We start from the raw sequence: 21,133 nt of genomic DNA, 5'->3' as shown, positions 1-21,133 counted from the left end.
CCTTCGGACGTTCGCCGGCCACAGCGGGTTCTACCAGTGCCAAGCGTCATGGTCCGGCCCGGTCGGCGTGCCAATCCCGCACACGCGCCAAGTACTGCGAAGGGTTGGGCCTGAGCGACCGCGAGAATCTGCGGCCGGTGGCACGGAGCCATGGATCAGCTCGGTTGATTCAGAACGAAGCGGCAAGGATGCCAGCGGAGTCAGCGGCAGCCAATGCATCGTGAGGCATCGGACTGAACCCTTCATGGGCTCCCGCCCGGGCGACTGACTTACCCACAAGTTACGCACCGCGTGTCAGCACCATGTGTAGAAACTGCTCACGTGCACCTGCGCGCAGGCTGCCAACACTGAGGCGACACAGGTGATGAGGTGTCCCATGAATGCACTCTCGGCGCAGCCACGCACTGCGCATCCGCGTGCAGATGTGCAGGCGGAACTGGCCCACTGGCGTGCCGAGCACCGCCGTGGCGAGCTTGGCTATTACCCGTTCGACGGCGTCCCGGAGGCGACCATCCGCGCGGTCTGCGATGCCTGGAATGCGCATCCCCAGCTGACCGACCAGCAGGCGATTGCCGCCGTGCGCGACGCGTTGTGCCTGACGCCGGGCTCGATGAACGCGGTTCTGGCGGACTGGCTGGCCCCGCGCTGCCTGCGCCATCTGCGTCGTGGTTGAACACGCGGCGCGACAGCGCCCGGCAGCGCGCGAACGCCGATCTGTGCAGCCGATCACGGTCGCGCCCGGCCAGGGCGCGGACCCTGTTCGCGTAGTGCCGCGTCAACGCGGCGTACCTGCGCACCGGGTGGGTGTGATGCCGGCTGCGGTGCCAGCTGCGCTCGGCAGGCGTGCCTGCTTGCTGCGTGCGGCCTGTACCGGCGTCGCACGCAGCAGCGCCGTCACGGATGGCCTGCGCGCGCCTGCTCAGCCCGCCCTCTAGGGAGATGTCTGTGGACGCGTTGCTGCTCTCTCGCATCCAGTTTGCGTTCGTGATTTCGTTCCATGTGCTGTTCCCCGCCTTCACGATCGGGCTGGCCAGCCTGTTGGGGTTTCTGGAATGGCGCTGGCTGCGCAGCCACGACGATGTATGGAAGCGCCTGTATTTCTTCTGGCTGCGGATCTTCGCGGTGTCGTTCGGCATGGGCGTGGTCAGCGGCATCGTGATGGCGTTCCAGTTCGGCGCCAACTGGCCGGAGCTGAGCCGCATCGCTGGCGGGGTGATCGGCCCGCTGCTCAGCTATGAAGTGCTCACCGCGTTCTTTCTGGAGGCGAGCTTCCTCGGCGTGATGTTGTTTGGCTGGGGGCGCGTGTCCGAGCGGCTGCACTTTTTTGCCACCTGCATGGTGGCCCTGGGCACGTTGGTGTCCACCTTCTGGATCCTCTCGTCCAACAGCTGGCTGCACACCCCGCGCGGCTTCAGCATGGTCAACGGCGTGGTGCATCCGGTGGACTGGCTGCAGATCATCTTCAACCCGTCGTTCCCGTACCGGCTCACCCATATGGCGCTGGGCTCGTTCATCACCACCTGCTTTGTTGTGGGCGGCGTGGGCGCGTACTACCTGCGCAAGCGCAAGCATGTGGACGCGGCGGCGCTGATGCTGCGGCTGGCGGTGGCGTTTGCCGCCATCGTGCTGCCGATCCAGGTGTTGGTGGGCGACCAGCACGGGCTCAACACGCTGGAACACCAGCCGATGAAGGTGGCGGCGATGGAAGCGCACTGGCACAGCGATGGCGACGGCAATGGCGTGCCGCTGGTGGTGTTCGGCGTGCCCAATGCCGAGGCCGAGCGCAACGATTACGAAGTGGCGATCCCGCGGCTAGGCAGCCTGATCCTGACCCATTCGCTGGATGGCGAAATCGCCCCGCTCACTTCGGTGCCGCGCGAGGAGCGCCCGCCGGTGGCGCCGGTGTTCTTCGCATTCCGCATCATGGTGGGCCTGGGCATGGCCATGCTGTTGCTGGCCTGGATCTCGGCCATCGCGTGGTGGCGCGGACGGCTGCACGCGCGCCCGCTGATCATTGCCTGGAACCTCATGTTACCGGCCGGCTTCATTGCGCTGGTGGCCGGGTGGTTCGTCACCGAGATCGGCCGCCAACCGTATGTGGTGTACGGGCTGCTACGCACGGCCGATGCGATGGGCCCGCAATCCACCGCGATGGTGGCGGTGTCGCTGGCGGTCTACGTGGCCGGCTACGCCTTCGTGTTCGGCTGGGGCATCTGGTACCTGGCCAAGCTGGTCCGCACCGGCCCGCAACCGCGCGGCGATGGCCCGGACGTGGCCAGCGGCGAACACACGCCTGCGCGGCCGTTGTCGGCGGCCGATGAATCCCTGGAACAGGAGCACGCGCCATGGACCTGAGTTACTGGCTGCCGGTGGTGTGGTTCGGCGTGATCGGCTTCGGCGTGCTGATGTACGTGGTGCTGGACGGCTTCGTGCTGGGGCTGGGCATGCTGGCACCGTTCGCCCGCGACGAGCAGGAAGTGGACCTGATGATGAACACCGCCGCGCCCATCTGGGACGGCAACGAGACCTGGCTGGTGCTTGGCGGGGCCGGGCTGTTTGCGGCGTTTCCTACCGCCTATGCGGTGATCCTCTCCGGGCTGTATCTGCCGGTGCTGTTGATGGTGATGGCGCTGGTGTTTCGCGGCGTGGCGTTTGAATTTCGCTTCAAGGCGCATCGCTCGCGGCGGCTGTGGACGCTGTCATTCATTGGCGGCTCGATGCTCACCGCTTTTGCGCAAGGCATCATCCTGGGCGCATTGGTGGAAGGCATGGCGTTGGACAACGGCCGCTATGTGGGCGGTGTGTTCGGCTGGTTCAGCCCGTTCACCATCCTCACCGGTGTGGCGCTGGTGTTCGGTTATGCGTTGCTCGGCAGCACCTGGTTGATCCTCAAGACCGATGGCCGCACCCACGAACTGGCACGCCAGCTCACCCGCTCGCTGGTGGGCGTGGTGGTCGCCTTCATGGTGCTGGTGAGCGCGTGGCTGCCGTTCCTGAGTTCACACGTGATGGCGCGCTGGTTCGAACACGGCAATTTCTGGTGGCTGTCGCCGATCCCGGTGATCACCGCGGTGGTGGCGATGCTGCTGTGGCGCGCCGGCAATACCTCGCGCAACCACGCCTCGCCATTCCTGTTGACCCTGGCGATCTTCGTGCTGGGTTTCATCGGCCTGGTGCTGGGCATGTGGCCGTACCTGGTGCCGCCGAGTTACACCATCTGGCAGGCGGCAGCGCCACCGTCATCGCAGATCTTCCCGATGGTGGGCTTGATCGTGCTGCTGCCGCTGGTGCTGGGCTATACCGCGTGGTCGTACCGGGTGTTCCGCGGCAAGATCGCTGCGGATGTGGGCTACCACCATCATTGATCCGCTGACGTGCGCGTTGCATTTTCCGCCACATGAAAAAACGCCCGCGCGATGCGGGCGTCGTTCGTTGCACCGAGGCGTTGCGGTCAGCGCCGTTCGGAGCCGTCCGGGCGCTCGTAATCGTGCTCCGGGTCGGCCTTGTTGACGTCACGGTCTTCATCGGGCATGTCGTGCTCCTTCCATTTGACGTCCTCGTTGCGCCGCTCCTGTGGCGTGAACGGCTTCTTCTGGTCGTCTTCCGGACCCCACGGTTTTTTTGGTTCGGTCCCCATATGCACTCCGCTCTGGACACAGGTGTTGTTGTGCTCAACGCTAGGCACGCGCGCATTGCCGAAGGGTGAAGGTGCAGTAGCGTTGCGTGAAGGCAGCACCCATCAGCCACCGGTCTGGGAATGCGGTGCGGCCACCGGCTTGGATTGCGGCGAGTCCTTCTGCCGCAACCAGATGGTCAGCACCACCAGCGAGAACACCGCCAAAAATTCGCTCTGCCAGTTCTGCATCGACTCGAACCAGAACGCGGCGTCGGTGAAGTGCTGCAGCAAACTGATCGGTGGCAGCCCCTGCTGCGCGCGCTCGGCCAGTTCCAGCCGCCAGCTTCCCAGCAGATGCAGCACAAAGCTCAGCAGGAACAGCACACCGAAGGCGATGGCCAGCGAGTGCTCGTACAGGCGCAACCACAGGCCACCCTTGCGCACCGGCCACGGGATGCGGCCCGGTGCAATCTCGCTCGTTTCTTCATCAGGATCGAGCGGCCGCGATTCGGCCGAGCCTACCTGGCGCAGCTTGACGGTGAGCAGCACATACATGCCCATCTGCAGGAATTCGCTTTCCCAGTTTTCAAACAACGCAGAGATGAAGTGCCCGCTGCGCAGGTACTGGCCCAGCGTCACGGTTGCATGGCCCAACTGTGCCAGTTCCTTGTTATAGGCATGCAACCCCGCATACACCTGTGCGGCGATAAACAACAGCGCCAGCCCAAGCAGACACAACGACAAACCATGACGACGAAAGATCATCTGTACGCTCCTCTGATACCGAAAGTATTCGAGCAAGCACAGCAAAAACGCATGAATACTGCGTGGTGAACCGCCGCAATCAGCAGCGAGTGAGTGCCGCGCGGCGGTGTGCGTAGCCAACACACATCGCGGCGACATCGCCTATGCCCGATATTTACTTCTGCGTGGCCACACTGACCGTCCAGCTTCCTTCCCCGTCAGGAGATCACCATGCCCGTGCCCAACTACCCGCGCCCGCCATTCAAGCCGCAGCAGCAAGGCTTCCCCGGCAAGACCGACAAGATGGACCCGCGCCCGGATCACGGCGAAGACAGCTATGTGGGCCACGGGCAGCTGAAAGGTAAACGCGCGTTGATCACCGGTGGCGACAGCGGCATTGGCGCCGCCGTGGCCATCGCTTACGCACGCGAAGGCGCGAATGTGGCCATCGCCTTCCTGCCGGATGAGCAGGAAGACGCATCACGCATCGGTGCGTTGATCGAAAAAGCCGGCGTGCGCGCACTGCTGGTGGGCTGCGACATCAGCGACCCCAACCAGGCTGCGTCCTTGATCGACAAGGTCAACAGCGAATTCGGCGGGTTGGACATCCTGGTCAACAACGCCGGCTACCAGAAGTACTTCCAAAGCTTCGAAGAAATCACCCTGGACGAGTGGCGCAAGACCTTCGATACCAATGTGCACGCAGTGTTCAACCTGGTGCGCTTGTCGGTGCCGTTGATGAAGGACGGCGGTTCCATCATCAATACCGCTTCGGTGCAATCCAAGAAGCCCACGCCAAACATCCTTCCCTATGGCGCAACCAAGGGTGCGCTGGCCAATCTCACCATCGGGTTGGCCGGCGTGCTGGCCGAAAAGCAGATCCGCGTCAATGCGGTGCTGCCGGGCCCGATCTGGACACCGTTCATTCCCGCCGGCATGGACGAAGAATCGGTGGAAAGCTTCGGCTCGCAAACGCCGATGGGCCGCCCCGGCCAACCGGTGGAGCTTGCATCGGCCTACGTGATGCTGGCCTCCGATACCGCCAGCTACACCTCCGGCACCTTACTCACCATCTCCGGTGGTGCGGTCACGCTCTGACCAACACAGCGTATCTGCGTTCTACAACGCCACTCACTCGAGTGGCGTTTTTGTTTGCGTATCACTGCAGATGCGCGCACATCAGACACTGCATCTGGCAGCCACGTCCGTGCGTGATTTTCCGGTCAAGGCCGCACTCGCGCTGCGCATACTTGCTGTTGCGTTTCTTCTAACGGCGCGATCCATACCGTAGACACCACTGGATCGTGATGCATGACCTCTTCCGCGTTGCCACTTCTTGCCGCAGGCACCACGCGGCGGTGAAGCAGTGCGCCTTGGGAATCAGGGCCATCACACATGCGCACCCGGACGTGCGATCCGGCGCAGCACGCGCCACTGGCTAGCTCGCGCGCCCGCGCCCCCACAAGGCCCACAGCAATGAGAATCCTGGTCACCGGCGGTACCGGCTACATTGGCTCCCACACTTGCGTTGAATTGGCGCGGCGCGGACATGAGATCTGCATCGTCGACAATCTGAGTAATTCATCAGAACGCGTGCTCGATCACCTGGCCCATCTGATTGGCGCGCGCCCGGCGTTTCATTGCATGGACGTGCGTGCGCCCGAGCTCGCCGAGCTGATGCAGCGCGAGCGGATCGAGGCGGTGATCCACTTCGCGGCGCTCAAGGCGGTGGGCGAATCGGTGCGCGAGCCGCTGCGCTACTTCAACAACAACGTCACCGGCACGCTGGCGCTGCTGCGCGCGATGCGCACTGCGGGGGTGGCCAACCTGGTGTTCAGTTCGTCTGCCACCGTGTACGGCGACGAGAACACCAGCCCCATCGAGGAACGCGCGCCGTTGAAGGCGATCAACCCGTACGGGCGCACCAAGCTGATGATGGAAGAAATGATCGGCGACCTGAGCGCGGCCTGGCCGCAATTCAACGCCGCACTGCTGCGCTACTTCAACCCGGTGGGTGCGCATCCCAGCGGATATCTCGGCGAAGACCCGCGTGGCGTGCCGAACAATCTGATGCCGTACATCGCCCAGGTGGCAGTGGGCCGCCGCGATGCGCTGCAGGTGTTCGGCGACGACTACCCCACCCCGGACGGCACCGGCGTGCGCGACTATCTGCACGTGATGGATCTGGCGCGCGCGCATGTGGATGCCATCGAGTATCTGCACCACGAGCGCCAGGGGCTGGTGGTCAACCTGGGCACCGGCCGGGGCCACAGCGTGCTGGAAGTTGCCGCCGCCTTCGAGCGGGCCAGCGGGCGGCACATTCCGCTGCAGTTTGCCCCGCGCCGCGATGGCGACGTGGCGGTGTATTACGCCAGCACCGCGCTGGCCAACCGACTGCTCGGCTGGAAGGCGCAGTACGACCTGGAGCGCATGTGTGCCGATACCTGGCGCTGGCAGTCGCTGCATCCGGAAGGCTATGCGCAGTCGCGCCTGGTGCGCCCGCGCGCCACCACGCCGATGGGCGAACGCGTGGCGCCGCTGCGCAAGCTGCTGCCCGGCAGCGATGGCCGCCGCCGTCACGAGCCCGCACGTGCCTTGCTGCCCGCACACGGGCATTCCGGCGCCTGAGGCGCCATTCCCCTTCCCCCGAATCGAGGACCTTGCATGAGTTGGGCTGGACACTTTCAATACGACATCGGCAAGAGCCGCCGTGCCGTGCCATCGGCGACCACACCGCAGTTCGATGCCACACGCCCGACCCTGCTGTGCCTGTCGCACCTGCGCTGGAGTTTTGTCTACCAGCGCCCGCAACATCTGATGTCGCGCTTCGCGCAAGACGCCAACCTACTGTTCTGGGAAGAACCTATTGCCTGCGACGAGCCCGAGCCCTGGCTGCAGGTGCGTGGCGAAGAAGGCGGCGTGCAGGTGCTGGTGCCGCGGCTGCCGGCCGGCTGTGAAGGCGACGCCGCCACGCAGGTGCAGCGCCAGTTGCTGGACGGCTACCTAGCCGAGTTGGGCGTGCGCGATCTGGTGCTGTGGTACTACACGCCGATGAGCCTGCGCTTCAGCGATCACCTGCAGGCACGCACGGTGGTCTACGACTGCATGGACGAGTTATCCGCCTTCCGTGGCGCGCCGCCGGAGCTGGTGCAGCGCGAACGCGAGCTGTTGCAGCGCGCCGATGTGGTGTTCACCGGCGGCTACAGCATCTGGGAAGCCAAGCGCGCCCTGCACGCCAATGCGCACCCGTTCCCGAGCAGCGTAGACGTGGCGCATTTCGCCGCTGCGCGCACTGCGCAGGACGACCCACCGGATCAGGCCGACATCCCGCACCCGCGCCTGGGCTTCTACGGCGTGATCGACGAGCGTTTCGATGTGGCGTTGCTGGGCGAGATCGCCGCGCGGCGCCCGCAGTGGCAGTTCGTAATGATCGGCCCAGTGGTGAAGATCGACCCGGCCGAGCTGCCGCGTGCCAACAACATCCACTACCTGGGCGGCAAGACCTACGACGAACTCCCCGGCTATCTCTCCGGCTGGGACGTGGCGTTGATGCCGTTCGCGTTGAACGCCTCCACGCGCTACATCAGCCCGACCAAGACGCCCGAATACCTGGCGGGCGGCTGCCCGGTGGTGTCCACGCCCATCCACGATGTGGTGCGCACCTACGGCGATACCGATGTAGTGCACATCGCCGAGACCCCATCTGAATTCATCGCCGCCTGCGAGGCCGCGTTGCAGGACAGCGCCAACCGCGAACAGCTGCTGGAACGCGCCGACGCGGTGCTGGGCGATATGTCCTGGGATCACACCTACGATTTGATGAAGGAGAAGATCACATGGACACCCTGAAGGCTTCCGGCGGCGCACCGCTGGCCACCGAGCGCAGCGGCGGCAGCCGCCGGCGTGGTTTCGATTACCTGATTGTCGGCGCCGGCTTTGCCGGCAGCGTGCTGGCCGAACGCCTGGCTGCCGGCCTGGGCAAGCGCGTGCTGGTGGTCGACCGCCGCCCGCACATCGGCGGCAACGCCTACGACTTCCACGACGATGCGGGCGTGCTGATCCACCGCTATGGGCCGCACATCTTCCACACCAATGCGCAGCGCATCGTGGACTACCTGTCCAACTTCACCCAGTGGCGGCCGTACGAACACCGCGTGCTGGCGCAGGTGGGCGAGCAGCAGGTACCGATCCCGATCAACATGACCACCTTGAACGCACTCTACGGCCTGCAGTTGCGTAGCGAAGAAGAAGCCGCCGCCTTCCTGGCCAGCCGCGCCGAACCGGTGGCCGAGATCCGTACCAGCGAAGACGTGGTGATCAACCAGGTGGGCCGCGAACTGTACGAGACCTTCTTCCGTGGCTATACGCGCAAGCAGTGGGGGCTGGATCCCTCGCAGCTGGACAAGTCGGTGACCTCGCGCGTGCCCACCCGCACCAACGACGACGACCGCTACTTCACCGACACCTTCCAGCAGATGCCACTGCACGGCTACACGCGCATGTTCGAACGCATGCTCGACCACCCCAACATCAAGGTCATGCTCAATACCGACTACCGCGAGATCCGCGACGAGCTCGACTACCACCAGCTGGTGTACTGCGGGCCCATCGACGAGTACTTCGACTATTGCTACGGCAAGCTGCCGTATCGCTCGTTGAAGTTCGAACACAGCACCGTGGACCAGGAGCAGTTTCAGGCAGTGGCCACGGTCAACTACCCGGCCGAGGAGGTGGCCTACACCCGCATCACCGAGTACAAGCACCTCACCGGCCAGCAGCACCCGAAGACCAGCATCACCCACGAATACCCGTCTGCCGAGGGCGACCCGTACTACCCTATTCCGCGTGCGGAAAACGCCGAGCTGTACCGGCGTTACGAGCGGCTTGCCGCGGAAACGCCTAACGTCACCTTCCTTGGCCGGCTGGGCACCTACAAGTACTACAACATGGACCAGGTGGTGGGGCAGGCACTGGCCTTGTACAAGCGCATCGAAGATGCCGAGCACAAGCGCCGCGCCGAACTCGCCGCATGAGGCATGACCGCACCAACCGGCAGCCACTTGCTGCCGGCCAGTGGTTTGACGATGCGACGTGGCTCCGGCGCGCGTCGTGCAGCAGGATGTGAGATGCATACCCCCACAGTGTTCGACAGTTTCTTCATGGCCGGTTTCGAGTGCTCGACCCATCGCCGCCGCGATGGCCGCCGGCTCGATCTGATTGCCGGCACCCGGCACGATCGCTGGGCGGCCAACGACTACCGCGCGGTGGCCGCGCATGGCTTGCGCACCGTACGCGACGGGCTGCGCTGGCATCTGATCGAGCAGCGGCCCGGCCACTACGATTGGTCCAGTTTCCTGCCGATGCTGCATGCCGCGCAGGCCACCGGCACCCAGGTGATCTGGGACCTGTGCCATTACGGGTGGCCGGATGACGTGGATATCTGGCGCCCGCAATTCGTGGAGCGCTTTGCGCGTTTCAGCGCTGCGGTGGCGCAGTGCGTCAAGAACGAAACCGACGCGGTGCCGGTGTATGCACCGCTCAACGAGATTTCGTACTGGGCCTGGGCCGGTGGCGATCAGGGCCGCATGCATCCACTGGCGCGCGGGCGTGGCTTCGAGCTCAAGCACCAACTGGTGCGCGCGAGCATCGCCGCGATCGAGGCGGTGCGCAGCGTGGAGCCGCGCGCGCGCTTCGTGCAGGTGGACCCGGCGATCCATGTGGCCGCGTCCAACGACCGCCCCGGGCCACGGCGCGAAGCCGAACGTCTGCGGCAGGCGCAGTTCGAAGCCTGGGACATGCTGTGCGGCACGCAATGGCCGGGCCTGGGCGGCGCGCCGCAGTATCTGGACATGATTGGCGTGAACTACTACTCCAACAATCAGTGGTATCTGGGCGGGGCCACCATCGCGGCAGATTCGCCTGACTACCGCCCGTTCTCGGAGATGCTTGGCGAGATCTGGCAGCGCTATCAACGCCCCATCGTGGTGGCAGAAACCGGCGCCGAAGGCGACCACCGCGCCCGCTGGCTCGATCACGTGGGCGGCGAAGTGGCGCTGGCGCTGCAGCGCGGTGTGGCGATGGAAGGGCTGTGCCTGTATCCAGTGCTCGACTACCCCGGCTGGGAGAACAACCGTCACTGCCCCACCGGGCTGCTCGGCTACGCCGATGCGGCCGGCGAGCGCGAGGTGCATGCCGAACTGGCCGCGCAGCTGCGCCACGAACAGGTGCGCTTCGGGTTCTCCGCACCACAGTTTGCCCTGGACGACATCGCCACATGAGTACCACCGCCGCTGCGCAATCGGAGTTGCTGCCGGCCAGGCCGGCACGTTTTCTGTGGCACTACATCTGCCAACGTCCGTGGCACTTCGGTGGGCTGCTGGTGTTGATCATCGGCGCGGCCGGCTGCGCGGTCGCGGTGCAGTACGGCATGAAGCTGCTGGTGGATGCGATGTCCACCGATCAGCGCACCCAGGCCGATGTGTGGACGCCGCTGGGCCTGTTCATCGGGTTGATTGCGGTGGAAAACCTGTTCTGGCGGTTGGGCGGCTGGTTGGGTTGCCGCACCGTGGTGGCCAGCGTGGTGGATATCCGGGTGGACCTATTCCGCCATCTCACCGGCCACCCGATGCGCTATTTCACCGAGCATTTTGCCGGTGCGCTGGGCAACCGCATCACTGCATTGGGCACAGCCGCCGGGCAGATCTATGGCGGCCTGGCGTGGAAGATCCTGCCGCCCATCGTCGACTTCATCGGCGCCATCGTGGTGTTGTTCACCGTGGACTGGCGCATGGCCGCCACTTTGATTGGGTTTGTGGCGGTGGTGGCCGCGATCATCACCGGCTTCGGCATCCGCGGCCGTGCCAAGCATCAGCGCTTTGCCGCGCAGGCCGCACGCGTGGGCGGCGAGCTGGTGGATGCGGTGTCCAACGTGTGGACGATCAAGGCCTTTGCTGCACGCGACCGCGAGAGTGCGCGCCTGGCGCAGGAAATCGGCCACGAGGCGGTCGCGCACCGGCGCAGCTGGATGTATGTGGAAAAGGCCCGCGTCATCCACGACATCTGCCTGTCGATCATGGCGGGCGGCATGCTGATCTGGGCGATCAGCGCCTGGCGCGGCGGCGCGGTGAGTGCCGGCGATGTGGTGCTGGTCAGCGCCTTGACATTCCGCATCCTGCACGGCTCACGCGACCTGGCGCTGACCCTGGTCGACACCACGCAGCAGCTGGGCGCCATCGCCGATACCTTGCAGATCATCCTGCAGCCACACGCCCTGCCCGATGCCGATGCACCGCTGGCGCTGGCCGAAGGCGACGTGCGCTTTGAAGGCGTGCGCTTTGCCTACCCGGACCGCCCGGCAGTGATCGAGGCGCTGGACCTGCACATTCCTGCCGGGCAGAAGGTGGGCATCGTTGGCCCATCCGGTGCCGGCAAGTCCACGCTGATCGCCTTGATCCAGCGGCTGGACGATGTGGAATCGGGCCGTGTGTTGATCGACGGCCAGGACATCCGCAGCGTGAGCCAGGACAGCCTGCGCGACCGTATTGCCGTGGTGCCGCAGGAAACCGCGCTATTCAACCGCAGCATCGCCGACAACATCCGCTACGGCCGCCCGGAAGCCAGCGATGCCGAGGTCCACACCGCAGCACGGCACGCCTTCTGCGATGGCTTCATCCGCGAACTGCCGCAGGGCTACAACACGCTGGTTGGCGAGCGCGGCGTGATGCTGTCGGGCGGCCAGCGGCAACGCCTGGGCATTGCGCGTGCGTTCCTCAAGGACGCCCCGATCCTGATCCTCGACGAAGCCACCTCCGCGCTGGACACCGAATCCGAGGCAGAGATCCAGTCCGCACTGGACCACCTGATGCGCGGCCGCACGGTACTGGCGGTGGCCCACCGCTTGTCCACAGTGATCGGCTTCGACCGCATCGTGGTGCTGCAGGACGGGCGCATCGTCGAAGACGGCAGCCCGGCCGAACTGCGCGGACGCGGCGGCGTGTTCGACAGCCTATGGCAACGCCAGGCGGCGGGCTTCGAACAGCCGGTGGCGGAGGATGCGTGAGGGGCGGTATGGCTGCGCGCAGGCTTGCGTTGCTGAGCTTTACGGGGCTGAAGTAGAGCTTCGGCTTTGAGAAGCGTGGCAGCAGCGCAAGCCTACTTCCGGGGCGTGGCGCCCGGTACACGCAGACACAGTTGGATCACTCAGCGAGACGAAGCGGCCTCAGTTAAGACGAGGCGGCACAGGCAGGATGCGAATGCGAAACGTTGCCCTGCCATCTCCGCCTTCGAGCGGCTTCTCTAGCATCAGCGAGTGCTGCCCGCAGCCCACCAGGGGACTGAGCGACGAGTGGGCCATGAACCGACGTCGCGTCGGATCGGGCAGAGCTTCCGCGATTTTTAATGCCCGCGGCTGCCAGCTACGGGGCGCGCTGCCTGCGCTTTGGGATCGGTCCCGGTATCTGACGACGCCACGCTAAGCCACCATCAGAATCACAACAGCGCAGCAAATCGTCACATAGCCGAGCACAGGGCGAGTACCGGTATGCAGCAATCTCTCATGACTTTGGTGGTCGAACGAACACGAGGATGTAAGAGGCAAGAACCTTCACGGCTCGTGGTGCACACGCACGTGCAGTGATCTGGATGCAATCGATGCCCTCGAATGCGATCTGCCTACGCAAAAAGAACAAGGGCGACCGTGGCCGCCCTTGTTTCCCATCACTTCCACTACTGATCAACCCAGCAGGCACCCGGCAACACTCACCTACAGCTCGGCCAGGCACAGCCTGCAAGCAGACATCACACACCGCTCAATGCGGCGGCCGATAATCCCGCAGCTTGGTGGTGACGGTGCCGACCTCCTCGACCGCAGCCCGCAGATCGTCTTCAGACATACCCAGTTCGCGGGCCCAATATTGCAGCTCCCACTCCTCGCTGATGCTCACGTGTTCCATGTCGGTGGGTTTGCGGTTTGCGTCTGCTGTGCTCATGGCGTATTCCGTTGGCGTATGTCTGCCGGATGCGCTGGTAGTCAGGTCAATGGGTCTGGGTTCAATGGGTCTGCGTGCGCTTGGCCTTGAGCCCGCGCGCATGCTCCAGGTGTTCGGCAATCATGTCGCGCTCGCGCTTGAGCTCCTTGCCCAGGTCGCTGGAGCCCGGCTCGCTGCTGACCTGCGCGTCCAGTACGGCGAGCGCCTTTTCATGGCTGATCACCGATGCCTGCAGGTATTCGCGCTCGAACTCCTGTGCATGCAATCCGTCCAGACGCTTGCGCCCGGTTTCGAACTGGGCAAGCGTGGACTTGGCCTGCGCACTGCTGCGATCCGGCCCGAAGCGGCTGAGGTCGGTGAGGGCGGCGCTGTGCGCCTGGTCCATCTTGCGGGCGAACTCCAGCACCTCGCCCACCACGCCCTTGGTGACGGCCAGCTGCGCCAGGGTGCGCTCCTGCTCGTGGAAGACCGACAACGCACCGAGCGCCTGCGCGCGACCGCCTGCCCCGTGTTGCGTATCGCGCTGGGCGTCATTCTGCAGGGCACCGCGCAACGGGTCGCCGTGCGGCGGCGTGCTGCCGTCCTGCTGCGTATCGCCCTGCTGCGTATCAGTCGCCGACCCCTGGCGGCGCTGCCAGGCCTTGTAGGCGATGACGCCCACGGCGCCGGCGGTCACGAGCTTCAAGATGCTTCCCATTGCGGTCTCCTGGAGAGTGTGGATTGTCGAAGATGGCCAGCGGCGCGAGCTGCTTACAGCCACCGTGCGAGTCGATCCAGCCTGCGAGCGGCAGGGTTAGCCACGCGTGACCTGCGCATCAACACCGCGTCGCTGCGCGTGCGCGTCCACATCACACGCACGCGCCGTGCTGACGTTTTTAACGCCGCGCCGCCAACACTGCGTGGGTTGCCGCTGACCGCCGGCGCTCACGGAGAACTGCATGCTCGCCCTCAACTATCACGGCTCGCGCGATGTGCGGGTTGAAACGGTACCCGACCCGTTGCTGGTGGAACGCGATGACCTGATCCTGCGGGTGACCGCCACCGCGATCTGCGGCTCGGACCTGCACCTGTATCACGGCAAGATTCCCGACCTGCGCCCTGGCGATATTCTCGGCCACGAATTCATGGGCATCGTGGAAGAGGTCGGCCCGGATGTCACCGCAGTGCGTCCGGGTGACCGCGTGGTGATTCCGTTCGTGGTGGCGTGCGGCCAGTGCTTTCACTGCCTGCTGCAGGAATTTTCGGCCTGCGAAACCACCAACACCGGCAAGGGTGCGGCGCTCAACCACAAAGACATGCGCCCGCCTGCGGCATTGTTTGGCTTCAGCCATCTTTATGGCGGTTTGTCTGGTGGGCAGGCGGAATACGTGCGCGTACCCAAGGCCAATGTCGGCCCGCTGGTGGTGCCCGATGCTCTGCACGATGAGCAGGTGCTGTTCCTCTCCGACATCCTGCCCACCGGCTACCAGGCGGTGGTGGACGCAGGCGTCAAGCAGGGGTCCACCGTGGCCATCTTCGGCGCTGGCCCGGTCGGCCTGATGGCGGCGGCGTGCTGCCGCATGCTGGGCGCCGAACGGGTGTTCATGGTCGACCGCCACGCTTACCGGCTGGACTTCGCATCACGCACCTACGGTGTCATCCCGATCAACTTCGACGAGATCGACGACCCGGCCGACATCATCGTCTCGCAGACCGATGGCCGCGGCGTGGATGCCAGCATCGAGGCGGTGGGGTTCGAAGCCGAAGGCAGTGCGCTGGAAACCGCGTTGACCACCTTGAAGCTGGAAGGCAGCAGCGGCGTGGCGTTGCGCCAATGCATCGCCGCCACCCGCCGCTGCGGCACGGTGAGCGTGCCCGGCGTGTATGCCGGCTTCATCCATGCCTTCATGTTTGGCGATGCGTTCGACAAGGGGCTCACCTTCAAGATGGGCCAGACCCACGTGCAGAAGCACATGCCCTACCTGCTGGAGCACATCGGCAATGGCGAGCTCAAGCCCAGCGCCATCATCTCGCACCGATTGCCGCTGGCCGAGGCCGCGCGTGGCTACGAGGTGTTCGACAAGAAGCAGGACGATTGCCGCAAGGTGGTGTTGACGCCCTGATCGGCACACGCATCCCGCAGAAAGCGCAACGGCGCGTCCCTGAGGGCCGCGCCGTTGTCGTTCCTATCTTTGATGCTGAGTGACGCGTACAGCGCGCGTGGACTGCTTTAGAGCTGCCAACAAACGTAGCGCGCAGTCTTCAGGTGGGTGCGGATGGCGCGGACAAACCGGCGTGTACGGGGGTACATGCCGATTCCGAGCACCGGCCGCGCCCGCCTGGCTGCTGCGCGGTCGTTTGGATAGCGGCGCTTAGTCCGGCGCCTTGGCCGGTACGAACGGCGAGACCGGATCGCTGGCCGGGAACGTTTCTTCCACCGCTTCGTCCTGGCGCTCGTCCTGCTTTTTGTCCTCCTCGTGCGCCTGCTCGTGCTGCGTGTTGGCGGCGTGCGTGGACGGGGTCGAATGGGATGTGCTCATGGGGTTCTCCTGCAGGGCGGGTAGACAGACCCGCGTACTCGCACACGCTACGGCCGCGCATCGCCGATGGCAGTGAAAACCGCCTTCGCATGTGCTGCACAAACACAACGCGTTGCCGATTGGCTGGAGCGTGGCGCTTGGCATCGCCGCACTCCCAGCACGAGGCGATGGACGCAGCTGGCCTTGCTCGCACGCTGTGGATCGCGGCATCGGAGCCCTGGCCGGCGCATTGCATGCGGAGCATGCACGTGCGGCGCTGTGCATCGGCGCAGCTTTCAATTCGGCACCCAGGCGATCAAGCGCAATGCCATCTACATCCACGCCAATGCGCCGCCTAACGTGTCTGAGACAGCTGCCGCCCGGGTACGGTTCACACCCGGATACGCCCAGGGTGTATGGTGCAAGGGCGGCCGGAGTCCGGTGTCGCCTCCTCATCTTTCTGGCCTTTTCCATCAAGAATCTCTGCGAACGCTGCGACGCCGTCTGTTGCCGGCTCACCGTCCTGGTCGATCCAACCGACCGCATCCCACACCATCTGACCAGCGTGACACCGGAAGGTTGGCACGTGATGGCGCGCGACGAGGAAGGCTGGTGCGTGGCCATTGATGCCGCGCGCATGTGTTGCTCCATCTACGAAACGCGCCCGGCGATCTGCCGTCGCTTCGTCATGTCCGGGCCGTATTGCCGCGACGTGCGTGCCACCTACGACGATCAACGCCGGCGGGGCATTCCCTTGACGCTCTACAACGCATGAGGATTTGCGATGAATAATTCCCGCCGCCAGTCGATGACCGTCAGCAACCAGCCTGGCAAGCCGCGCTTGTCCGAACAGCGCCTGGCCGCCGATCTGGAAGAATTCCAGAAATCCGGCGGTGCGATCGAGCGCCTGGGCGACACGCCGCTGCGCCGTGAAAAGAAGCGTGGCGCGCCGGAGACCCCGGCTGCAGCAGCTGCGCCCGCCAAGGCCGCCGCGGACGCGGACGCGGAATAAGCACGCCGCAAGACGACAGCCGGCCAGGCGCCGCTGTCGTGCCGTACGCGCGTTGCGGTTGAGGCGAACAGTCGCTGCGCCTACCGATGCATCTGCTGCCTGCGCCGCACCACTGCCGCGCACAGTGCCTGTCACCAACATCAAGCGTTGAACCTCGCTGCAGGCTGTGCCGTTTCTGCTAGACGAGCCGGCCAGCGGGAAATCCGCTGCACTTGGCACGACCAGGGCAGGCACGGCCGTTCAACGTCATCAAGCGCATTGCGGGCAAACAGTCGCGCAATGACCAAGCGAAACCTCAACGACAATGGCTGCAGCAATCCCCCGCTCGCGCCGCGGAATGCCGGGTCGAACAGCGCCCTGCCCGCTTAGAGCGGCTAACAAAACGTCGCGAGCAGTCGTCAGGTGGGTGCGGACGGCGCGGAGGAACCGGAATGTACGTGGGTACATGCCGATTCCGAGCACCGGCCGCGCTCGCCTGACGGCTGCGCATTCGTTTTGATAGCTGCTCTTAGTCCTCCTGCCGCCGCAGCACCAGATACCGCCGCCAGTGCACGCCCAGCGCGTCATGCACATCGCCTTCGGGCATCGAATCATGCGGGCAGGCCAGATTGAGTTCGTGCCGCCAGTGGATGCCGAACTCGCCGCCCGGCCACGGTGAAATCTGATACCCCTCGGGGATCAACAGTTCCGGCGCCGAATCGGCCTGCAGCGTCTGTCCATCCTGCGGGCCGCCCACCAGATGCAGACGCACGCACCCTTCTTCTTCGTTCACGACCGTACTCCTCAACATGGCGGGACTGGTCGCATCCAGCGGGTTGGGGCGGCGCGCTGCGCAAACGGACGCATGCAATGGCAACGGTGCACTGCACGGTTGCCAGACGACGCCCCGACTGGCAGCGCCCGTGTTTCCACCAGCGCGTGCCATCGATTGCATTGAGTCTAGAAGCGGGCGCCGCAGGCAGGCGTGAACACTGCGGCAGCGTGGAGTGAGCCGTGTGGCGGTAGCGCGCGCATGACGCTACGCAGCGGCGCTATGCGCGCTCAGCGGATTACAACAGCTGCGCGCGGCCGACCGCGCCGAGGCCTTGTGCCAGCGCAGCCATTTCGTTGGCCAGCGCGATGACGTCGCCACCGGCCTGTGCGGCGGTGGTCATGATGCGTTGATAAGCGTCCCAGAAGTCCGGTCCACTGCCATAGGCGTCGTGGAACCCTTGCAGCTCCAAGACCAGCAGATCGGACACTTGCATGTCAGAGCGGTCCATTGTGTTTACCTCGTTGGGGAATGTCCCCGGCCCGCAGCTTATACCCGTTCACCTTACAAAACCGGGTCCGCCAGGCGACAGCGGCGGCGAACCTGAATTGGTTAAATTGCTGGCTTTGCAATGGCTGAAACGGTGTGTCTGCGGCCGCAAACGCTGCGATTCTGCGGCGCTTTTTGACATACAGGACACATCTGCAACAACGCTTGTCGATCCGCTTTATCCAACGGCATCCTTGACGGGACAGGCGCACTCAACTGTGGAATCAGCTGCATGGCCCGCAGGCACGCTCGCATCTGCTCGTAGTGCGAGCACTCGCGACACGCGCTGCAGCTTCCCAAGCTACTGCTCGGATCTCGAACCGCCTGGCCACACATCTGCGTTTGGAATGAACGAATTTGCCGCTTCAAGTGCGTTGGCGAACACCCTACTTGCCCACTCAAATGCAGCACGTCTAAACCCCGGTCAGGCCGCTGTGCCAGGACTGCATCTTGCGGCGGCTTCGTCGCAAGACAACTCCGGCAACACCTGCGACCGATGCAGATCACGACGCAATCAGCTCACTGCGCACTGCCGCACCACACCACGCGTAACCCCCACTCATCCCGCCCGTCGCGGCAACTGCGCCAACAACTTGTCCAGCGTAATCGGGTAGTCGCGCACGCGGATGCCGGTGGCGTTGTAGACCGCATTCGCCAGCGCCGGCGCCACGCCGGTGAGCCCCAGTTCGCCAACGCCCTTGGCTTTCAACGGCGACATGGTCGGGTCCACCTCGTCGATGAAATGCGCCTCCAGATGCGGGATATCCGCATGCACCGGCACCTCGTAACCGGCCAGGTCGTGATTGACGAAAAAGCCCAGCCGGGTGTCCACCACCATGTCTTCCATCAACGCCGCACCCACGCCCATCACCATGCCGCCGATCACCTGGCTGCGTGCGGTCTTGGGGTTGAGGATGCGCCCGGCCGCGCACACCGCCAGCAACCGACGCACGCGGATTTCGCCGGTGTCGGCATCCACCGCAACCTCGGCGAAATGCGCGCCGAAGGTTTGCTGCGCGTACTGCTGTTTGAGCGTACCGAACTCCATCGCGTCTTCGGCCACCAGCTCGCCGCCGGCGGCCGCCTGCGCCAGCGCAATGGAACGCGTGCCGGCGTGCACCTGGCCGTCGGCAAAGCGGGCCTGGTCCACCGGCATGCCCAGGCGCTGCGCCACCGTCTCGCGCAGCTGCATGCAGGCGGCATACACGCCGGCAGTCACCGAGGCGGCACCTTGCTGCCCGCCGGAACCGGGCGTTTCCGGAAAGCTGGAATCGCCCAGCCGCACCACCACCTGGTGCAGCGGCAGGCCGAGCAGCTCGGCCGCGGTTTGCGCCACGATGGTGTAGCTGCCGGTGCCGATGTCGGTCATGTCGGTTTCGATGGTCAGCGTGCCGCTGCGGTCCAGCCGCGCACGCGCAGCGGCCTTGGAGATCGGCGCGCCGCGAATGGCTGCGGCCATGCCCATGCCGATCAACCAGCGGCCGTCGCGCACGCTGGCCGGCGTGGGGTTGCGCCGCGACCAGCCGAAGCGCTGCGCGCCGCTGCGCAGGCACGCGATGAAGGGCCGCGTGGAGAACGGCCGCTGCGGCTGTTCCGGGTCCACCTGGGTGTCGTTGACGATGCGCAGCTGCACCGGGTCCATGCCCACGCGTTCGGCCAGTTCGTCCATGGCCACCTCCAGCGCCATCATCCCCGGCGCCTCGCCGGGCGCGCGCATGGCATTGCCTTCGGCCAGGTCCAGCACTGCCAGCCGCACCGCGGTCATGCGGTTGGCGCCGGCGTATAGCGCGCGCGTGGACAAGGTGGTGGGCTCGCTGCGGCCGCCGCGCAGATTGCCGGACCAGCTTTCATGGCCGATCGCGGTGAGCCGCCCGTCGGCGTCGGCGCCCAGCCGCAGGCGCTGGATGGTCGCCGGCCGGTGGATGGTGCTGTTGAACATCAGCGGGCGCTGCAGGGCCAGCTTGACCGGCCGCCGGGTGATGCGCGCGGCCAGCGCCGCCAGCACCAGATCCGCCTGCGCGGTGCCCTTGCCACCGAAGCCGCCGCCGATGAACGGCGACAGCAGCCGGATGCGCTCCTTGGGCACGCCCAGGGCCTTGCCCAGATCGCGCGTGCCCCAGTTCATCTGCTGGATCGCGGTGTGACAGATCAGCTGCTCGCCCTCCCAGCGCGCGATGGTGGCGTGCGGCTCCAGCATCGCGTGCGCCTGGTCGGGTGTGCGAAAGGTGGCATCCACGGTGAACGGCGCGGCGGCATAGGCCGCAGCAAAATCACCTTGCGCGGTCTGTGGCGGCCCGCCGAACGGCGCCTGCGGCGCCACCCGGGCGCTGGCCTGCTGGGCTGCCAGGTCGTACTGCCCGCGCTCGCGCGCATAACGCACCCGCACCAGCGCCGCACCGGCGCGGGCCTGTTCGAAGGTCTCTGCCACCACCACTGCCACCGCCTGGTGGTAGTGGTCCACCTGCGGCGCGGCCAGAAAGCGCTGCACATAGAAGTCGCCGGTGCCCAGCGCGGGCACGTTCTGGTGGGTAAGCACCGCGATCACCCCGGGCGCGGCGAGTGCGGCGGCAGTGTCCAGTGCGGTGATGCGCCCCTTGCCGATCGCCGCGCCGAGGATGTAGCCGTAGGCCATCTGCCCGGGTTGGTCATGCCATTCATAGGCGTAGCGGGCCTGCCCGGTCACCTTGAGCGGCCCGTCCACGCGGTCGACCGGCTGGCCCAGCACTTTGAGCTGGTCGGCGGGCGTGGCGCCTGCGGGGGTATCGAACTTCATGTGGGTGCTCCTGAGGGGGACGGGCGGGCTGCGCGCCACCGCGCGCCTGGGCGCTGGCGAGGGCCTGGCACTGCCAGATCGGCCCGAATCAGCCGGCGCACGCGGCGGCTCGGACAGCCGCCAATGCCTACCCGTTTGTAGCAAACGCAGGCGCCGCCCGGAGCCCATTTCCCGGCATGGGGTCATGAACAGGCCTCATGAAT

At 65.5% G+C, this 21,133-nt stretch carries 20 protein-coding genes and 2 other RNA genes; 12 read left to right on the top strand and 10 right to left on the bottom strand.

What is annotated here, in order from left to right; all coding sequences use genetic code 11:
* Window positions 1-376: 376 nt before the first annotated feature.
* The 3 genes from ACCQ01_RS02975 (at window position 377) to cydB (ending at window position 3,365) form a co-directional block, all read left to right on the top strand.
* Window positions 377-673, top strand: a complete 297-nt coding sequence (locus ACCQ01_RS02975) for a hypothetical protein (protein ID WP_193589135.1) — start codon at window positions 377-379, stop codon at window positions 671-673.
* A gap of 272 nt (window positions 674-945) precedes the next feature.
* Window positions 946-2,355 (top strand): cytochrome ubiquinol oxidase subunit I, encoded by a 1,410-nt coding sequence (locus tag ACCQ01_RS02970; protein ID WP_228433877.1) that lies wholly within the window; start codon window positions 946-948, stop codon window positions 2,353-2,355.
* Complete coding sequence (gene cydB / locus ACCQ01_RS02965; RefSeq protein WP_228433875.1) at window positions 2,346-3,365, top strand: cytochrome d ubiquinol oxidase subunit II; 1,020 nt, start codon at window positions 2,346-2,348, stop codon at window positions 3,363-3,365. The genes ACCQ01_RS02970 and cydB overlap by 10 nt, the downstream gene beginning before the upstream one ends.
* An 86-nt stretch (window positions 3,366-3,451) precedes the next feature.
* On the opposite strand, the gene ACCQ01_RS02960 is transcribed toward cydB, so the two are convergent.
* Complete coding sequence (locus ACCQ01_RS02960) at window positions 3,452-3,637, bottom strand: hypothetical protein (protein ID WP_012439371.1); 186 nt, start codon at window positions 3,635-3,637, stop codon at window positions 3,452-3,454.
* Between the two features lie 102 nt (window positions 3,638-3,739).
* Window positions 3,740-4,381 (bottom strand): DUF6766 family protein, encoded by a 642-nt coding sequence (locus tag ACCQ01_RS02955; RefSeq protein ID WP_228433873.1) that lies wholly within the window; start codon window positions 4,379-4,381, stop codon window positions 3,740-3,742.
* 210 nt (window positions 4,382-4,591) lie between these two features.
* Between ACCQ01_RS02955 and ACCQ01_RS02950 the strand changes: the two genes are divergently transcribed.
* From ACCQ01_RS02950 to ACCQ01_RS02925, 6 genes are all read left to right on the top strand, one after another.
* A complete protein-coding gene (locus tag ACCQ01_RS02950) occupies window positions 4,592-5,458 on the top strand; it encodes a glucose 1-dehydrogenase (RefSeq protein ID WP_228433871.1) in 867 nt (288 codons plus the stop codon).
* Between the two features lie 378 nt (window positions 5,459-5,836).
* Window positions 5,837-6,988: a UDP-glucose 4-epimerase GalE gene (galE, locus tag ACCQ01_RS02945; protein ID WP_228433870.1), complete on the top strand. Its 1,152-nt coding sequence runs from the start codon at window positions 5,837-5,839 to the stop codon at window positions 6,986-6,988.
* Window positions 6,989-7,024: 36 nt separating this feature from the next.
* A complete protein-coding gene (locus ACCQ01_RS02940; protein WP_228433868.1) occupies window positions 7,025-8,209 on the top strand; it encodes a glycosyltransferase family 1 protein in 1,185 nt (394 codons plus the stop codon).
* Window positions 8,197-9,393, top strand: coding sequence for a UDP-galactopyranose mutase (glf, locus tag ACCQ01_RS02935; RefSeq protein WP_076039858.1), 1,197 nt, complete (start codon window positions 8,197-8,199; stop codon window positions 9,391-9,393). The genes ACCQ01_RS02940 and glf overlap by 13 nt, the downstream gene beginning before the upstream one ends.
* A 93-nt stretch (window positions 9,394-9,486) precedes the next feature.
* On the top strand, window positions 9,487-10,638 hold the full coding sequence (locus ACCQ01_RS02930; protein ID WP_040941897.1) for a glycoside hydrolase family 1 protein: 1,152 nt from the start codon (window positions 9,487-9,489) through the stop codon (window positions 10,636-10,638).
* On the top strand, window positions 10,635-12,419 hold the full coding sequence (locus ACCQ01_RS02925; protein ID WP_228433866.1) for an ABC transporter ATP-binding protein: 1,785 nt from the start codon (window positions 10,635-10,637) through the stop codon (window positions 12,417-12,419). The genes ACCQ01_RS02930 and ACCQ01_RS02925 overlap by 4 nt, the downstream gene beginning before the upstream one ends.
* Window positions 12,420-13,167: 748 nt before the next feature.
* Here ACCQ01_RS02925 and ACCQ01_RS02920 read toward each other — a convergent pair.
* Both ACCQ01_RS02920 and ACCQ01_RS02915 read right to left on the bottom strand, forming a co-directional pair.
* On the bottom strand, window positions 13,168-13,347 hold the full coding sequence (locus tag ACCQ01_RS02920) for a DUF3606 domain-containing protein (protein ID WP_228433864.1): 180 nt from the start codon (window positions 13,345-13,347) through the stop codon (window positions 13,168-13,170).
* Between the two features lie 61 nt (window positions 13,348-13,408).
* Complete coding sequence (locus ACCQ01_RS02915; protein WP_228433862.1) at window positions 13,409-14,044, bottom strand: DUF4142 domain-containing protein; 636 nt, start codon at window positions 14,042-14,044, stop codon at window positions 13,409-13,411.
* Between the two features lie 241 nt (window positions 14,045-14,285).
* Between ACCQ01_RS02915 and ACCQ01_RS02910 the strand changes: the two genes are divergently transcribed.
* Complete coding sequence (locus ACCQ01_RS02910; RefSeq protein WP_228433860.1) at window positions 14,286-15,449, top strand: zinc-dependent alcohol dehydrogenase; 1,164 nt, start codon at window positions 14,286-14,288, stop codon at window positions 15,447-15,449.
* A gap of 114 nt (window positions 15,450-15,563) precedes the next feature.
* On the opposite strand, the gene ACCQ01_RS02905 is transcribed toward ACCQ01_RS02910, so the two are convergent.
* Together ACCQ01_RS02905 and ACCQ01_RS02900 are read right to left on the bottom strand one after the other, a co-directional pair.
* A non-coding RNA gene (locus tag ACCQ01_RS02905) (sX9 sRNA) lies at window positions 15,564-15,637 on the bottom strand.
* A 61-nt stretch (window positions 15,638-15,698) separates the two neighbouring features.
* Window positions 15,699-15,866 carry a hypothetical protein gene (locus tag ACCQ01_RS02900; protein WP_068573785.1) on the bottom strand — a complete coding sequence of 56 codons (168 nt, stop codon included), beginning with the start codon at window positions 15,864-15,866 and terminating at the stop codon, window positions 15,699-15,701.
* Window positions 15,867-16,368: 502 nt separating this feature from the next.
* Between ACCQ01_RS02900 and ACCQ01_RS02895 the strand changes: the two genes are divergently transcribed.
* Together ACCQ01_RS02895 and ACCQ01_RS02890 are read left to right on the top strand one after the other, a co-directional pair.
* Window positions 16,369-16,620 carry a YkgJ family cysteine cluster protein gene (locus ACCQ01_RS02895; RefSeq protein ID WP_029217180.1) on the top strand — a complete coding sequence of 84 codons (252 nt, stop codon included), beginning with the start codon at window positions 16,369-16,371 and terminating at the stop codon, window positions 16,618-16,620.
* 9 nt (window positions 16,621-16,629) lie between these two features.
* Window positions 16,630-16,857: a hypothetical protein gene (locus ACCQ01_RS02890; RefSeq protein ID WP_014506434.1), complete on the top strand. Its 228-nt coding sequence runs from the start codon at window positions 16,630-16,632 to the stop codon at window positions 16,855-16,857.
* A gap of 372 nt (window positions 16,858-17,229) precedes the next feature.
* Here the strand turns inward: ACCQ01_RS02890 and ACCQ01_RS02885 are convergent.
* From ACCQ01_RS02885 to paoC, 4 genes are all read right to left on the bottom strand, one after another.
* Window positions 17,230-17,304: non-coding RNA, sX9 sRNA (locus ACCQ01_RS02885), on the bottom strand.
* Between the two features lie 61 nt (window positions 17,305-17,365).
* Window positions 17,366-17,629, bottom strand: coding sequence for a hypothetical protein (locus ACCQ01_RS02880; protein ID WP_014506433.1), 264 nt, complete (start codon window positions 17,627-17,629; stop codon window positions 17,366-17,368).
* Window positions 17,630-17,906: 277 nt separating this feature from the next.
* Entirely contained in the window at window positions 17,907-18,119 is a 213-nt protein-coding gene (locus ACCQ01_RS02875; protein WP_011038791.1) for a hypothetical protein, read from the bottom strand.
* A 597-nt stretch (window positions 18,120-18,716) separates the two neighbouring features.
* Window positions 18,717-20,930 (bottom strand): aldehyde oxidoreductase molybdenum-binding subunit PaoC, encoded by a 2,214-nt coding sequence (gene paoC / locus ACCQ01_RS02870; RefSeq protein ID WP_228433859.1) that lies wholly within the window; start codon window positions 20,928-20,930, stop codon window positions 18,717-18,719.
* Between the last annotated feature and the right edge of the window lie 203 nt (window positions 20,931-21,133).

The organism is Xanthomonas sp. NCPPB 4037, from assembly GCF_041475695.2.
Taxonomy (GTDB): domain Bacteria; phylum Pseudomonadota; class Gammaproteobacteria; order Xanthomonadales; family Xanthomonadaceae; genus Xanthomonas; species Xanthomonas campestris.
Note: the sequence above shows the minus strand (reverse complement) of the source record. Positions and strands in the feature narration are given on the sequence as shown.